Source organism: Sphingobium sp. SA2 (assembly GCF_032227065.1).
GTDB lineage: Bacteria > Pseudomonadota > Alphaproteobacteria > Sphingomonadales > Sphingomonadaceae > Sphingobium.
Genome location: NZ_JAPMXX010000006.1, coordinates 216,709 through 232,017 on the forward strand (window position 1 = coordinate 216,709; position 15,309 = coordinate 232,017).

At 65.1% G+C, this 15,309-nt stretch carries 16 protein-coding genes; 8 read left to right on the forward strand and 8 right to left on the reverse strand.

The window, feature by feature from the left end; translation table 11 throughout:
- Window positions 1-20 precede the first annotated feature (20 nt).
- Window positions 21-407 carry a metalloregulator ArsR/SmtB family transcription factor gene (locus tag OVY48_RS08515; protein ID WP_313922499.1) on the reverse strand — a complete coding sequence of 129 codons (387 nt, stop codon included), beginning with the start codon at window positions 405-407 and terminating at the stop codon, window positions 21-23.
- Complete coding sequence (locus OVY48_RS08520) at window positions 404-1,027, reverse strand: peroxiredoxin (RefSeq protein WP_313922500.1); 624 nt, start codon at window positions 1,025-1,027, stop codon at window positions 404-406. The genes OVY48_RS08515 and OVY48_RS08520 overlap by 4 nt, the downstream gene beginning before the upstream one ends.
- Window positions 1,028-1,129: 102 nt before the next feature.
- Between OVY48_RS08520 and OVY48_RS08525 the strand changes: the two genes are divergently transcribed.
- The 8 genes from OVY48_RS08525 to OVY48_RS08560 all read left to right on the forward strand — a co-directional run bounded on the left by OVY48_RS08525 (window position 1,130) and on the right by OVY48_RS08560 (window position 7,854).
- Window positions 1,130-2,047 (forward strand): MBL fold metallo-hydrolase, encoded by a 918-nt coding sequence (locus OVY48_RS08525; protein ID WP_313922501.1) that lies wholly within the window; start codon window positions 1,130-1,132, stop codon window positions 2,045-2,047.
- A complete protein-coding gene (locus tag OVY48_RS08530; protein WP_313922502.1) occupies window positions 2,044-2,481 on the forward strand; it encodes a YeeE/YedE family protein in 438 nt (145 codons plus the stop codon). Before OVY48_RS08525 ends, OVY48_RS08530 begins: the two co-directional genes overlap by 4 nt.
- Complete coding sequence (locus tag OVY48_RS08535; protein ID WP_313922503.1) at window positions 2,481-2,891, forward strand: DUF6691 family protein; 411 nt, start codon at window positions 2,481-2,483, stop codon at window positions 2,889-2,891. Before OVY48_RS08530 ends, OVY48_RS08535 begins: the two co-directional genes overlap by 1 nt.
- 28 nt (window positions 2,892-2,919) lie before the next feature.
- On the forward strand, window positions 2,920-4,500 hold the full coding sequence (locus OVY48_RS08540) for a TIGR01244 family sulfur transferase (protein WP_313922504.1): 1,581 nt from the start codon (window positions 2,920-2,922) through the stop codon (window positions 4,498-4,500).
- Entirely contained in the window at window positions 4,497-5,288 is a 792-nt protein-coding gene (locus OVY48_RS08545) for a sulfite exporter TauE/SafE family protein (RefSeq protein WP_313922505.1), read from the forward strand. Before OVY48_RS08540 ends, OVY48_RS08545 begins: the two co-directional genes overlap by 4 nt.
- Window positions 5,289-5,351: 63 nt before the next feature.
- The gene (locus OVY48_RS08550) at window positions 5,352-6,755 is read left to right on the forward strand and encodes a cytochrome ubiquinol oxidase subunit I (RefSeq protein ID WP_313922506.1); all 1,404 of its coding nucleotides are present in this window, start codon (window positions 5,352-5,354) and stop codon (window positions 6,753-6,755) included.
- Window positions 6,752-7,750: a cytochrome d ubiquinol oxidase subunit II gene (cydB, locus tag OVY48_RS08555; protein ID WP_037474943.1), complete on the forward strand. Its 999-nt coding sequence runs from the start codon at window positions 6,752-6,754 to the stop codon at window positions 7,748-7,750. Before OVY48_RS08550 ends, cydB begins: the two co-directional genes overlap by 4 nt.
- Window positions 7,750-7,854, forward strand: coding sequence for a DUF2474 family protein (locus tag OVY48_RS08560; RefSeq protein ID WP_076605484.1), 105 nt, complete (start codon window positions 7,750-7,752; stop codon window positions 7,852-7,854). The genes cydB and OVY48_RS08560 overlap by 1 nt, the downstream gene beginning before the upstream one ends.
- A gap of 69 nt (window positions 7,855-7,923) precedes the next feature.
- Here OVY48_RS08560 and OVY48_RS08565 read toward each other — a convergent pair whose 3' ends face one another.
- The 6 genes from OVY48_RS08565 to OVY48_RS08590 are packed head-to-tail and all read right to left on the reverse strand — an operon-like array spanning window position 7,924 to window position 15,307.
- A complete protein-coding gene (locus OVY48_RS08565; protein ID WP_313922507.1) occupies window positions 7,924-9,081 on the reverse strand; it encodes a CoA transferase in 1,158 nt (385 codons plus the stop codon).
- Entirely contained in the window at window positions 9,078-10,007 is a 930-nt protein-coding gene (locus OVY48_RS08570; protein WP_313922508.1) for a hypothetical protein, read from the reverse strand. The genes OVY48_RS08565 and OVY48_RS08570 overlap by 4 nt, the downstream gene beginning before the upstream one ends.
- Window positions 10,004-11,047, reverse strand: a complete 1,044-nt coding sequence (gene dctP / locus OVY48_RS08575; protein ID WP_313922509.1) for a TRAP transporter substrate-binding protein DctP — start codon at window positions 11,045-11,047, stop codon at window positions 10,004-10,006. The genes OVY48_RS08570 and dctP overlap by 4 nt, the downstream gene beginning before the upstream one ends.
- Window positions 11,044-12,345 carry a 2-hydroxyacyl-CoA dehydratase family protein gene (locus OVY48_RS08580; RefSeq protein WP_313922510.1) on the reverse strand — a complete coding sequence of 434 codons (1,302 nt, stop codon included), beginning with the start codon at window positions 12,343-12,345 and terminating at the stop codon, window positions 11,044-11,046. Before OVY48_RS08580 ends, dctP begins: the two co-directional genes overlap by 4 nt.
- A complete protein-coding gene (locus tag OVY48_RS08585; protein ID WP_313922511.1) occupies window positions 12,342-14,426 on the reverse strand; it encodes a CoA transferase in 2,085 nt (694 codons plus the stop codon). The genes OVY48_RS08580 and OVY48_RS08585 overlap by 4 nt, the downstream gene beginning before the upstream one ends.
- Entirely contained in the window at window positions 14,423-15,307 is an 885-nt protein-coding gene (locus OVY48_RS08590; protein ID WP_313922512.1) for a hypothetical protein, read from the reverse strand. Before OVY48_RS08590 ends, OVY48_RS08585 begins: the two co-directional genes overlap by 4 nt.
- Window positions 15,308-15,309 lie beyond the last annotated feature (2 nt).

Below are 15,309 nucleotides of genomic sequence, written 5' to 3' on the forward strand. Positions count from 1 at the left end.
ATCAAACCGGCGAAACACGCCTAGTTTATAATGCGGGCAAAGGCCGCCACACCGTCGATTGTCGGTGCGGGCAAGGATGTCGGTTCGACGGTCGGCAAAGGCGGTGCGCCATCGCCCGCGAATATCGCCTCGATCGTGCGGACGCACAGCGCAACGCCATCGTCGGCAAGCATGTACCAGACCTGCTTGGCCTCCTTGCGGTTCTGCACCAGGTCGGCGCGGCGCAGTTCGGCCAGTTGCTGGCTGAGCGCGGGCTGGCCGATGCCGGTGATCTCGGCGATCTCGCCGACATTGCGTTCGCCGCGCAGCAGGCAGGACAGGATCATCAACCGCTGCGGCTGGGCGAAGACCTTGATCTTTTCGGCCGCCAACGCCGCGGCATCGCGATCCACATAAAGCGCGCTCACGTGGACGCCTCGAACCGGCAGAACCAGTCGGGTGCCGCATCGGTCCCGTCGGCGGCGGGCAGCAATAGCGGCTGACCGTCCGTCCAGCCTTCGGGCGTCAGGTGGCTTGCGCCATCGACCCGCTGCAGCGCGCGCAACAGGCGCAGCATCTCGTCCACCGAGCGACCGACATTATGCGGATAGCAGGTGGTTGCCCGGATGACCCCCTGCGGATCGATGAAGAAGGTCGAGCGCATGGCCATGCTGTCGACGGCGGCATCATCGATCATGCCATAGGCACGGCCCACCGCCATGCTGGGATCTTCGATGATGGGAAAGTCGATTCCCACGTCGAACAGATCGCGCAGCGCGCGGACCCAGGCGAGATGGGCATAGAGGCTGTCCACCGACAGGCCCACCAGTTTGCAATCGAGCGCATCGAAATCCGCCTGACGCCGCGCCAGCGCGGCGAATTCGGTGCTGCATACCGGCGTGAAATCGGCGGGGTGGGAGAAAAAGATCACCCATTGGCCACGCAGCGCCGAGAGTTGAAAATCGCCCTTGGTCGATCGGGCACGGAAATCTGGGGCCGTGTCGCCGATCCGCACCGGCCGCCGTCCATCTGTCATCACTTCGTTCATGCCTGTCGTCCTGCAATCCTGGCCACCATGAGGCAACCCCTTGACGGCCCGTCTCTATACATATACATGATTCATGTAAATATGAAACCAAAGGAGAGTCGCATGTCCGACCCCGCATTGACCAAAGCCCAGACGCAGATCCTCGCCGCCCGCGAAGGCGTGCCCGTGATCAAGTCCTTCTTCGATCCGCCGACCTTCACCGTGACCTATGTCGTGCATGACGCGCAGACGCGCCGCGCCGCCGTGATCGACAGCGTGATGACCTATGACCCCGCCTCCGGCCGCACGAATGTCGAATCCGCCGATCCGGTGATCGCCTATGTCGAGGCAGAGGGGCTGACCGTCGATTGGCATCTGGAAACCCATGCCCATGCCGATCATCTCTCGGCGGCTCCCTATCTCCAGCAGAAGCTGGGCGGGAAGATCGCGATCGGCGCGCATATCTGCGAAGTGCAGCATATGTTCGGCAAGCTGTTCAACGTCGGCGCGGAATTTCCGCGCGACGGATCGGACTTCGACCATCTCTGGGCCGATGGCGACAGTTTCGCGATCGGCACCCTGTCGGTCACGGTGCTGCATGTGCCCGGCCACACCCCCGCCTGCGTCGCCTATGTGATCGGCGATGCGGTGTTCGTGGGCGATACCATGTTCATGCCCGATTATGGCACCGCGCGCGCTGACTTCCCCGGCGGCGACGCCCGCACCTTGTTCCGGTCGATGCGCCGGTTGCTGGAACTGCCGCCCGAAACCCGGCTTTTTCTGTGCCATGACTATCTGCCCGCGGGCCGCGACCATTATGTCTGGGAAACGACCGTCGCAGATCAGCGCCGGGCCAATATCCACGCCCATGACGGCGTAACCGAAGACGAATTCGTCGCCATGCGCGAAGCGCGCGACCGCACGCTGGACATGCCGCGCCTCATCCTGCCCTCGGTGCAGGTCAATATGCGCGCGGGCCACCTGCCGGTCGCCGAGGATAATGGCGTCGCTTATCTCAAGATACCGGTGAACCAGCTATGATCCCCGGCTTTCCCGATGCCCAGCCGGTCGCGGGCCTCATCGGCGGGCTGATGATCGGCGTGGCGGCGGCGATCATGCTGCTCGGCCTCGGCCGGATCGCGGGCGTCAGCGGGCTTGCGGCGCGGGCCGTTGGCTTCACGCAGGGCGGCGCACCACGCAGCGTCGCGATCGCCTTCATCCTTGGCTTGCCCTTGGGTGCGCTGGTCGTGGCGCTGCTGTCGGGCGGCGTCCCGGCCAGCTATCCCGCGCCCGGCCTGCTGATCATCGCGGGCCTGATCGTCGGGTACGGCACGCGGCTGGGGTCCGGCTGCACCAGCGGCCATGGCGTATGCGGCGTGTCGCGCCTGTCGCGCCGCTCGCTCACCGCCACCGCTTTGTTCATGGGCAGCGGCTTTGCCACCGTGGCGATCATCCGTTTGGCGGGACTTTTGTGATGCGGGTCATCCTTGCGCTACTGTCCGGTTCGCTGTTCGGCGCGGGCCTTGCCCTATCGGGCATGGCCGATCCGATGCGGGTGCGCGCCTTCCTCGACCTGTTGGGACCATGGGATCCGACGCTGGCCTTCGTCATGGGCGGCGCGATGATCCCGATGGCGCTTGCCTGGCTGGTGCAGAAGCGGATCGAGCGCCCCATCGCCGATCAGCAGTTCAACTTGCCCGAAACCAAAGGGATCGACGGGAAGCTCGCGCTCGGCGCGATCCTGTTCGGCATCGGCTGGGGCATAGGTGGCCTGTGCCCCGGCCCCGCTCTCGCCAGCCTGGCCCTCGCCCCGGCGGCGGTCGCTCCGTTCGTGCTGGCCATGCTGGGCGGCATGGCGCTGCACCGCGTCACGTCAAGACCATAACCGGCACGCCGGACCAAGGAGGATCATCATGGATATCAAGCGGCTGACCCCGGCCTTTGCCACCGCCCCGCAACTGACGCCGCACGATGTCGAACAGGCCGCGCGCCAGGGCTTTCGCGCGATCATCTGCAACCGCCCCGATGGCGAGGAGGATGGCCAGCCGACCGCTGCGGACATCGGTGCCGTCGCCAGAGCCGCTGGCCTCGCCTTCGCGCACATCCCCGTAACCCCCGGCGCGATGACCGATGCCGATGCGCAGGCGATGCGCCACGCGCTCGACACGCTCCCCGGCCCAGTGCTGGGCTATTGCCGGTCGGGGGGCCGCGCCGAAAAACTGGCGGCGATGGCGGACGCACTGGTCGCCGGACAGGACGCCGCCTCTTATGATATACTGATCATCGGCGGCGGCAGCGCCGGGATCGCCACGGCCGCCAGCATCCTCAAGCGCCGCCGGGGCATCCGCCTCGCCATCATCGAACCGAGCGACGATCATTATTATCAGCCTGGCTGGACGATGGTGGGCGCGGGCGTGTTTGACAGCGGCTTTACCCGGCGCAGCGAGGCGCACCTGATTCCGAGCGGCGCGACCTGGATCAAGGGATCGGTCAGCCATTTCCAGCCCGATGACAAGCAGGTGCTGCTCGATGACGGGCGGCGGATCGGCTATGGCGTGTTGATCGTCTGCCCCGGCATCAAGCTCGACTGGAACGCCATTCCGGGCCTCGTCGATGCGCTCGGCCATGATGGCGTCACGTCCAATTATCGCTACGATCTGGCCCCCTATACCAATCGCCTGGCCAAGGCGTTCAAGGGCGGACGCGCGCTCTTCACCCAGCCGCCGATGCCGATCAAATGCGCAGGCGCCCCGCAAAAGGCGATGTATCTGTCCTGCCACCGCTGGGAAAAGGCGGGCGTGCTGGCGCAAAGCGACGTGCAGTTCCACACCGCCGGTCCAGCGCTGTTCGGGGTGGCCGCCTATGTTCCGGCGCTGATGGACTATGTCGATCGCTACGGCATTCACCTCAATTTCGGGTCGAAGCTGGTGGAGATTGATGGCCCGGCCAAGACCGCCATTTTCGAGCAGGCGGACGGCGATGGCGTCAGGCGCGTGGCGGAACGCTATGACATGATCCATGTCGTCCCCCCGCAGGTTGCGCCCGACTTCATCCGCAACAGTCTGCTCGCCGCCCCCTCCGGCTTCGTCGCGGTGGACGAGGCGACGCTGCGCCACCCGCGCTACCCCGATATATTCGCGCTCGGCGATGCCTGTTCCGCGTCCAATGCCAAGACGATGGCCGCCGCGCGCAAGCAGGCGCCGGTGGTCGCGGTGAACGCCCTGGCCGCGCTTGATGGCCATCCCCCGGTCGCCGCCTATGACGGCTATGGCAGTTGCCCGCTGACTGTCGAGGCCGGCAAGATCGTGCTGGCCGAGTTCGGCTATGGCGGCAAATTGATGCCCAGCTTTCCCAACTGGCTGATCGACGGCACCCGCCCGTCGCGTCTGTCCTGGCTGCTCAAGGATACCATCCTGCCGCCGGTCTATTGGCATGGAATGCTCAAGGGCCGCGAGTGGATGGTCAAGCCCCAGCCGATCGAGTCGCGGTCATGATGGACCTGACCCAATATCTGCTGGGCGGCCTGTCGGGCAGCCTGGTCGGCTTCGTGCTGGGCCTGGTCGGCGGCGGCGGGTCCATCCTGGCCGTGCCGCTGATGGTCTATCTGGTCGGCGTGCCCAACCCGCATGTCGCCATTGGCACCAGCGCGCTCGCGGTCGCCATCAATGCCGCGACGGGCCTGGCCAGCCATGCCCGCGCCCATCATGTCAAATGGCGTTGCGGCGGCATCTATGCCGCGGCGGGCATCGTCGGCGCGCTCGCCGGATCGACCTTTGGCAAGATGGTGGATGGCGACAAATTGCTGGCGCTGTTCGCGCTCGTCATGCTGCTGGTCGGCGTGCTGATGCTCAAGGGGCGCGGCAATGCGGGCAATCCGGGCGCAGAATGCAATCGCGAAAAAGCGCCCAAGGTGGTGGGCTATGGCCTTGGGTCGGGCTTGTTTTCCGGCTTTTTCGGCATTGGCGGCGGCTTCCTGATCGTGCCGGGGCTGGTCGCGTCGACGGGGATGCCGATGTTGATGGCGGTCGGCACGTCGCTCGTCGCCGTCACGGCGTTCGGCCTCACCACGGCGGCCAACTATGCCTTTTCCGGGCTGATCGACTGGCCGCTCGCCGCGGTGTTCGTGGCGGGCGGGGTCGTCGGCAGCGTCGGCGGCACGCGGCTGGCCGAGCGGCTGGGGGCCAAGACCGGGCGGCTCACCACCGTCTTTGCAATCCTGATCTTCGTCGTCGCCCTCTACATGCTCTGGCGCAGCGCCGCTGCCTTCCTGCCCGGCCTCTGACAATCTGACCTATCTCTTTATCCCTGCCCATCTGGTACAAGATCGGGCGAAAGGACATTTCCAATGTTCGACTCCTTAGACGCCCTGATCCTCGCCCGCGCCCAGTTCGCCTTCACGGTGAGCTTCCATTTCCTCTTCCCGGCCTTTTCGATCGGCCTCGCCAGTTTCCTGATGGTGCTGGAGGGGCTGTGGCTCGCCACCGGCAAGGGCGTCTATGCCAATCTCTTCCGCTACTGGCTCAAGATTTTCGCCGTCGTCTTCGCCATGGGCGTCGTGTCGGGCATCGTCATGTCCTATCAGTTCGGCACCAACTGGTCGGTCTTCTCCGACAAGGCGGGTCCGGTCATCGGACCGCTCATGGCCTATGAAGTGCTGACCGCCTTCTTCCTGGAGGCAGGCTTTCTGGGCGTCATGCTGTTCGGCATCAACAAGGTCGGGCGCAAGCTGCACTTCACCGCCACCTGCGCGGTCGCCATCGGCACCTTCATCTCCGCCTTCTGGATATTGTCGGTCAACAGCTGGATGCAGACACCCACGGGTTTCGAGATGGGAGCGAACGGCCAGTTCTTGCCCGGACCCAGCTGGATGGCAATCATCTTCAACCCCAGCTTCCCCTATCGCCTGGTCCACACCGTCCTGGCCGCCTATCTGACCACCGCCTTTGCGGTCGGCGGCGTGGGGGCCTGGCATCTGCTCAAGGACCGGACCAACCCCGGCGCGCGGACCATGTTCTCCATGGCGATGTGGATGGCGGCGATCGTCGCGCCGATCCAGATTTTCGCGGGCGACATGCACGGGCTCAACACGCTGGAGCATCAGCCGGTCAAGGTTATGGCGATGGAAGGCCATTATGACAGCCATCCCGACGGCGCGCCGCTGATCCTGTTCGGCATTCCCGACAGCGCCAACAAGCGGGTCGATTATGCCGTGTCCATTCCCAAGGCGTCGTCGCTGATCCTCAAGCATGACCTCAATGCGCCGATGAAGGGCCTCGATACCGTGCCGCAAGCCGATCAGCCGCCGGTCGGGATCGTCTTCTGGGCGTTTCGCGTCATGGTCGGCATCGGCTTTGCAATGCTGGGGCTGGGGCTGTGGAGCCTGATCGCGCGCTGGCGCGGCAAGCTGAATGACTGGCCGTGGCTGCATCGCGCCGCGCTGGTGCTGGGGCCATCGGGGTTCGTCGCCGTGCTGGCGGGATGGATCGTGACCGAAGTCGGGCGGCAGCCTTTCACCGTCTATGGCCTGCTGCGCACCGCACAAAGCGCCTCACCGCTGGATGCGCCCGCGGTTGCGGCCTCGCTGCTGGCCTTCGTCATCGTCTATTTCAGCGTGTTCGGCATGGGCATCTGGTATCTGCTGCACTTGATGAAGAAGCCGCCCGAAGCGCATGAAAGCACGCTGGACGGTGCGCCGATCCGCACCGCCGGCATAACCCCCGCACCCGCCATCGAAGGAGGCGACGCATGATCGACCTGACCGTCATCTGGGCTGCCATCATCGGCTTTGCGATCATCGCCTATGTCGTGATGGACGGGTTCGACCTCGGCATCGGCCTGCTCTTCCCGCTGTTCAAGGTGGGCAAGGATCGCGACACTGCGATGAACAGCATCGCGCCGGTGTGGGATGGCAATGAAACCTGGCTGGTGCTGGGCGGCGGCGGGCTGCTCGCGGCCTTTCCGCTCGCCTATGCCATCATCCTGCCCGCCCTTTACGCGCCGCTGATCGCGATGCTGCTCGGCCTCGTGCTGCGCGGCGTAGCCTTCGAGTTTCGCTGGCGCGACCCGGCGCACCGCGCCTGGTGGGACCGCGCCTTCACCGGCGGGTCCGCCGTCGCCACCTTTGCCCAAGGGATCGCGCTGGGTGCCTTGCTGCAGGGCATCAGCGTCGAGGGCCGCGCCTATTCAGGCGGCTGGTGGGAATGGCTCTCGCCCTTCTCGCTGCTCACCGGCTTTGGCCTGATGGTCGGCTATGCGCTGCTCGGCGCCTGCTGGCTCAACTGGAAGACGGAGGGCGGCTTGCAGCGCCAGGCCGTGACCTATGCCGGGCGGCTGGGCATCGTCATGCTGGTCGTGATCGGCGCGGTCAGCCTCGCCACGCTGACGCTGGAGGGCAGTTATCAAAGCCGCTGGCTGGCATGGCCCGGCGTGCTGGCCACCGCGCAAGTGCCGCTGGCGACGATCATCGTCACCGCGCTCTTCTACCGCAGCCTTTCCCAACGCAAGGATGCGCAGCCCTTCCTCTGGGCGCTCGCCTTGTTCGGCCTATGCCTGCTCGGCCTTGGCATCTCGATCTGGCCCTATGTCATCCCGGAACGCGTCACCATCTGGGAAGCCGCCGCCCCCTATCGCAGCCAGCTCTTCATGCTGGTCGGCGGCGCGGTCCTGGTCCCGATCATCCTCGCCTACACCGCCTGGGCCTATTGGGTATTCCGCGGCAAGGTCGGCAGCGATGGCTATCACTGATGCGTAAACAGCTACGCCAAATCGGCTGGTTCATCGGCATCTGGGCCGCGAGCATCGCGGCCCTTGGGCTGCTGTCCTTAGGCCTGCGCCACTGGCTGCTCTGAGGATTTGAAGGGAGCGACGACCTGATATCGATGGGACAAAATATAGCCGGTTAACGCGGATATCCGTGGCTATCGATCGTCGGCAACGCTGAGCCAGTCCAATATTTCATCGCGATGTTCATCCAGTCGGGGCGGCATTTGGCCCTCCTGCGCGCCTGGCGTCAGGCGAAAGCCAGCACCCGGCGCGCGGATCGCGCCATCCGGCCCGCCGAGGCCATCGAACGACAATAAGGCGTCCGGCCGCGCCAGGGCTGCGGCTTCGTCCACGCGGCGGACCATGCCGCAGGGGATGCCTGCCGCGCTCATGCCCGCTTCCCAATCGGCGGCGTCGCGGGTGGCGATGACCGCTTCCAACTCCGCCTTCATGGCGTCGAAATTCGCGCGTCGCGCTTCCGGCGTTGCAAAGAGCGGATTGCTCAGCCAATCCTCGCGGCCGGTGAAGCGGGCGAGGGCGGCGAACTGGTTGGGCTGCACGACGCCCAGCGACACTTGGCGGCCGTCCCTTGCCGTGAACAGTGATGCGGTCGGCAGGCCGCTATAGCCGGTATTGCCCATGCGCGTCATCGCGCGCCCCGTCACCAGGAAGGGCGTCACCGCCGATGTCATGAACGCCAGGCTGGCGTCGAACATGGAGACGTCGATGAAACTGCCGCCGTCACCCTGCATGCGCCGGATCAGCGCAGAGAGGATGGCGAAGGCGGCAGTCTGGCCGGTCAATGTATCGACGATGGGAAAGCCGACGCGGACAGGCGGATCGCCCTCTTCGCCGCTCAGCATCATCATGCCGCTGGTAGCCTGGACGATATTGTCGATCGCGGGCCAGTCCCGTTGCGGACTGTCCTGCCCATAGCCCGATACCGAGCAGAAGATGATGTCCGGGTTCAACGCGCGGACGGCATCATAGCCAAGCCCCAGACGATCGATCACACCGGGCCGGAAATTTTCGAGCAGGACGTCGCAGCGCGCCACGATACCCTGGGCGATCGCAAGGTCGTCGGCCTGTTTCAGATCAAGGGCGATCGATTTCTTTCCCGCATTGGCGGCGATGAACGCTGGGGACATGCCCTCGAACCGTGGATCGACATTGTAGGACCGGAAGCTGTCGCCCTGCGGCGGCTCGATCTTGATCACCTCCGCCCCCATCAGACGCAAAAGATGCGAGGCGTAGGGACCGGCCATGACATGGCTGAAATCGGCGATGCGGATGCCCGCGAGCGGCTTGTTCATGGTTGCTCCGGGAATTGCTTGCGGATGATGGACCAACTGGGGTCTTGGCAAAGGGTGCAGTCTGCACCGACGAACATCGCGGCGGCACCGGCATCCTGCTTCAATTGCCAGTCGAGCCACCCGACCGCGACCCGGCCATAATCCCCGCCATTGACGAGCGAAAATGTGCCGCCATGCCCCGTATCTTTGTTCGCATAGAAGACAGGGACGTGCGATAGTCGCGCCACATCGTCGCTCCCATTGGGGTAGGCGATGTCGGATGGCCCGCCCAATATATAGGCAACGGGCGTGTGCAGCTTCTTCAAATCATCCTTGGTGATCCAGACACCGCTCAGACCGCCGCCGGGCCGGTTATAGACCCCGCTGTTGAATGCGACGACCGTGTCGATCCTCGGATCGGCGCCTGCGGCCAGCGCCTGCAATCCGCCGCAGCTATGCCCCATCACAGCAATGCGCTGTGCATCGACATGATCGCGATGGATGCCCTGCGTCGCCCAGTCGATCGCCGCCAGCATCTGGCTCACCTGCGTTTCGTCGGCCTTGGCCGGGGGCGGCCCCGCAGGTGCAGGCGCATCATCCTCGTTCGGCAAGGCTGTCAGCGGCGGCTGTTCTTCGCGTGGGGCGCCATTGGCGATCACGATATAGCCGTGACTGGCGATTTCGCGCAGGAAATGGCTGGCCGACAGGCCATTGTCGCGGCAGCCGCCATTGCCCCACAGGACCAACGGCAATCGTTCGCGCGGCCATGTGGCGGGACGGTACAGCGTATAGCCGGGCGCGTCGGCAAAGCCTTCCGCGACCGCAGGCCATCGCCCCGTGCCTGCCGGATCGCCGATCCGGCGCGCGACCTTGTCCTGCGTTGGCTGCGCCGATGCGGTGCCGACGATCATCATTGCCATGGCCGCGATCACGATCAAAGGCGTCATATTTTCCCTCCGCACTGTATATCGTCGCGCCCGCGTACTGCTGCGCGCGCCGTTCGGAACGCCTGCATCCCGTCGATGCCAAACCGCGACAGGCTGCGGGCATTGCCTTCGGAATCGCGCAGATACAGCGCGTCGAAGCGCGCCTGTTCCTGTGCGGACATGCCGGAGATCGTCACCTTCTGCGCCTTGGCTTCCTCCAGCCCCTTGACCAGCGCCGCATGGATTTCGCGCGACAGCGCATCCTCCCACACCGCTTGCGACTGCGTCAGGATCGCCCGCTCCGCCTCGCTCAACCGGTTCCATCGTGTCAGTCCTATCGCTCTTGCCGGATAGGCACCACGCGGGATGGCGAGATTGTTATATTGGCTGGCCACTTCCGCGAAATGCAGCGACTTGAACGTGTCGCCCGGCGCGATCACGCCGTCGATCACCCCCTTGGCCATCGCCGAATAGACATCCGCCATCGGCATGTTGACCGGGTCCGCGCCCAGCGACTCCAGCACCGTGAGCAATTCGGTGGGCGCGCGCAGCCGCAGCCCGCGCAGGTCGGCCAGGTTGCGCACCTGCCGGTCGGTCGTGACGATCCCAGCGAGCGAGCCGCCCTGGACCGCCAGTACCTTCAGCCCATGCAGCTCATGGCCGATCTGCGGGTTGGCCGCGGCGATGCAGCGATAAAGTTTCAGTTGTGAGTCGATGCTGTCCGCCCCGCTGTAGAAACCGGTCTGGATGCGGATCAGATGGGTGCCGCCGCGCACATAGATGGGCGTGATGAGGCCGACATCGGCCACGCCATGGCGCAATTCCTCCATCGACATGTCCGACGACAGCAGCGCGCCCGACCAGATCGGACGAATGCGGATGCGCCCTTGTGACTTCTGTTCGACAAATTCCATCCATGCCTTGTCCGCTTTGCTGAACGGATGGTTCGGGCTGTAGGGCGTCGCATAAGTCAGTTCGGTCACGCCGGGCGGTAGCGGCCGGGCGCACGCCGCCATCAGGCACAGCGGCACCAACAGGGACAGCAGCGCGCGGAGCGTCACGCTAGCCCCCGCGCGGCCAGAAAGTCGGCAACCATCGCGACCATCGCGTCATGGTTCCAATTGGCCGCATCCACCATGTCCGCGTCGATCGCCAGCACCGGAACGCCCGCTGCTTCCAGCGAAAGCGCCGTCAGTTTCGTGCCCGATTGCGACAGGCGGTTGTCGGGCGGCAGCAGGATGACGCAGGCGTCGATGCCGCACCGTTCCGCTTCGCTGGTCATCCACCCGTTCATCCATGGCGGCAGATGCAGCACTTCGTTCATCGAACAGATGCGGCTGGCCAGCGCATCCATCGGCTGGCCCTGCAGCTCGCGAATATATTGCGGCCCGGCAAAGGGCATATACATCGACCAGACGAAGACCGCGCCCAGTCGCTCTTCCAGCGCCTGATAAAAGCCCGGATCATGCCACACGCCCGCACCGATCCACATCAGCCTTATGCGTTCATTGTCGGCCGCACCCGCGCCGCTCGCCACTCGTTCCATGACTTCGTCGCGAAAGCGCCTGGCATGGGCGACGGCCCAGTCCGACCCGCGATGCCATTGCGGAATCATCGTATTGGGCATCTGCTCGGCGATCGACACCGGGCAGGGGCGCGCGCTGCCGATCGCCTGCGCGGCTTCCCAGATATAGCCTTCCTGTTCGTTGATCCGCTCCATCAGGTGATGCAGCTTCGCCTCGTCGAAGCGGCGGCCGGTGCGATTTTCCAACAAGGTAATGAGATCGCGCATTTCCGCGACCATCAGCGCGATGCGATCCGGCTCATAGACCCGTCGCCACGCGCTGCGGCTGTGCTGGAACCAATGGGCTTCCTTATGCTCCCATGCTGGCGCTTCCATCGGGAAAAATTCGCTGCCCAGCGCCTGTGCCCATTGGCCAAAGACATGCTGGATGCAGTCGCAGGTCAGGCGTGCGACCAGCACGGTTGGCTTGGGCAATCCGCCCCAGGGCGCGGTCTTTGGATCATTCGCCAGCGTGCAGGCGAGGCCAAGCGAGCAATATTTGCAACTATTTTCAGGATAGCCATGCCGCGCCATCACGTCGAAATAATGGCCCGACAATTGTTTGGCGGAGATATAGGCCGACCACCATTGGTTGGTGATGATGGGGATGTCCATCACATGGAAAATCTCGTGCGGCGTGTCGGCCTGGACGATGGCGAAGGGTTCGCCTTCGTCCACGACCCGCCGTTTGAGGTCCGCGCCAAATTGCTTCTGATACGCGCTGGCGACGGCGGTGCAGGCCAGATCCTTGCGGCTGCGCTGGCCGGTGGCGCGCGGAGCTATTATGTCGTTCATTGAAAAACTCCTGCCGCTTCCAGTTCGGCGATGCGCGCATCATCAAGCCCGCACAGGGTCCGGGCGATGGCATGGGCATGCTCGCCCATGCCGGGCGCGCGGAAGGGCGCAAACCTGTCGCGGGAAAAGGATATGGGCGTCGCGATATGGCCGAACGGTCCCAGGATCGGATGATCGAGCGTCACCAGCGCGCCGCGTCCGGCCAATTGCGGATCAAGGTCGATCATATCCTCGCAATCCTGCACCACGCCGCAGGCGATACCCGCCGCTTGCAGCGCAGACGCGATGGCATGATCCTCGCGCTGCGCGGTCCATGCCCCGACATCGGGGCCGGTCATAGCGTGCAGGCGCACACGATCGTCTTCATCGAACAGGCTGATCGCGATCCAGCGGTCTTCGCCCCGTGCCGGAAACACATCCTGAAAGAAGACGCCCGGATCGGCATTGCCCGACCGTTGCGGTCGCTCGCCGCGCCGCGCCGCGGACAGGCTATCGCGCATCTGCTGCACGCAAATTTCGTACATGGATGCGTCGATATGCGCGCCACGTCCCGTTTCGCGCCGATGCTGGAGCGCGGCCGCCACGGCGCCTGCCATCACGAACGGCACGATCACATCGCCATAGGGCACAGCGCCGGGTATCACCGGGTCGCGCGTCGGATAGCCGGTCAGGAAGGTGCGCCCCGACAACGCGCCACCCGTGCCATCGACGCCCCATTCCTGCGCCAGCGGCCCCGTCTGCCCGAACACGCTGCCCGACACCATCACGATGCCCGGATTGCGTTGGCAAAGCGCGTCATAGTCCAGCCCCAGCTTCTTCATCGTGCCCGGCGAGAAATTTTCGACCACCACGTCCGCCCAGTCGATCAGCGGATCGATGAGTTCGCGCGCCTCCGGCTTCTTCATATTGAGCGACAGGCTGTGCTTGGACGAGTTGAGATGGGCGAACCAGGGCTTGTCGTCCCAATTGCCGGGCTGCGATGCGGACACCTGCACATCCAACCGGGCAAGATCCGGGCGCGTGCGGCTTTCGATCTTCACGATCTCCGCGCCCAGGTCGCCCAGCGTCTTGGTCGTGATCGACCCGACCAGTGCCCAGGCGAAATCAAGTACCCGGACACCTGCCAATGGCCCCGGCCGATCGCCTGTATGAATGGCAGGCGCGGCAACCGCCGAACCCGCGCGGATCGCGGCAAATCGTTCCGGCAGGCCCGATGGCGTGTCGAAAAAGCCGCGCGCGGCGAGATGCCGGTCTGCCAGCACATCGGCCGGTTCGTTCGCGACACAGGCATTGATCCCCCGGCGCAGCCCTTCGGTCGCGATCTCCGCCTTGGTGCGCGACCGGAAGAAGGCGTCGATGGCTGCTTCCCACACCGCGCGCGTGTCGGCGGGCAGGGTGGAACGGTTATAGCTGAGCCAATCGGTGCCGTGCAGCGGGTTGGGTGCGCCGACCGCATCCATCCAGTCGGACAAGGCCTGGTTGGCGGGCGCACCCAGTCGCCCTGTCATCAGCGAATGGAAACACCATCCATCGGCCAGCCGCCAGATCGCGCGCACAGTCGCCTTGCCATAGGCAAGCGCGCCGCCCACCCGTTTCAGTTTGCGCCGGTCGAACTGCCAGCACAATATCCCGTTGAAATTGCGGCTGAAGGCCACCTGCTGAATGGATATGTCGACATGCTGCCCCTTGCCATGGGTGCCTCGTGCATAATGAGCGGCCATCGCACCACTCGCCGCGACCATGTCCGCATGGAAGGTGCAGGCATCGCTCGCTTCCTTGACCGGCGGCAGGTCGGGTTCACCCGTCACCCGCAGCGCGCCGCCCATGGCCGACGCGACGAACTCGCCACCCTTCCAGCCGGATCGCGGCCCGCCCGACCCGAAGGTGGTGACCGAGACATGCACAGCCGTCTCCGGTATCGCGACGTCTTTCAGGCTTTCCAAGCCGAGATCGTCGATGACGAAGGACGCGCCTTCGACCGCTCCGCCCAGTTCAGCGCCCAGCGACGCCAGGAAGCGCGCCAGTGGGCGATCCGCCATGCCGCCCAATGTGGCGACGCGATGACCTGCAAGCGGGGTCATGCCTTTAACTCCTTCAAAAATGTCGCAATCTCCTCTGCCACCCCATCGTTCGCGCGCCAGTCGCGGCGGGTGAGGATGAGCGTCGGTATATTGGCGTCGGCCAGTGCGTCCCGCTGCGCGGGCAAGTGCCAGATGCGTGCCTCATCCTCTTCCGCGAACCATAACAGGACCGCCGATGCGCGGGTGTGCCGCGCTTGCGCCGCCAGTGCATCGGCATGATCGCGAAAGGCCCGGCTGCCTTGCGCGGCCTCATGCAACTGGCGCGCGATCGCAGCGCACGGATCGCCGCTGCCTTCGTCCACGCGAAGGTCGCCGGGATTCTGCCAGCTTTGCGCCAGCGTGGGTCCGGCCGCGCGCCATCCGGCCGCCTCGATCATCGCATGGATGCGGGCATCGGGCGGCGGTGTTCCCGCCAGCAGGCACAATGGCGCGCCGCCGCCGAATTGCGGCGCAGCAATCCGCAGCGCGTTGGTCGCCACAATCCCTTGCTCCAGCGCGTCATCGTCGATGCCGAGGTGCGCGGCCAGTCGTCTGATCGCCTTGCCCATATGCGCGACGCTGCTGGCGCGCTGGATTGTGGCCGTGTCGAAGATCATCGGCTCGGGACCAGCAATCTCGCCCCGCTGCCGCAATTCGCAGATATAATAATAGAGCCGCTGCGCCGCATCGTCGCCGCGCGAGAAGAGTACGGCGTCCAGCCCATTCAGCGCGCCATCCGCCCAATCCTGAAGGATGGACCGCGTCCAGAGCGGAAATTTGCTTTCCAGCCAGCGATCCGCCGCCGGAAAGGGCCGATCGACATTCCATCCCACCGGGCCGGAACAGGCACCCGTGGCGGTCAGCACATCTTGCGGCAGGTCGGGGCCGACATAGGCAATCATGG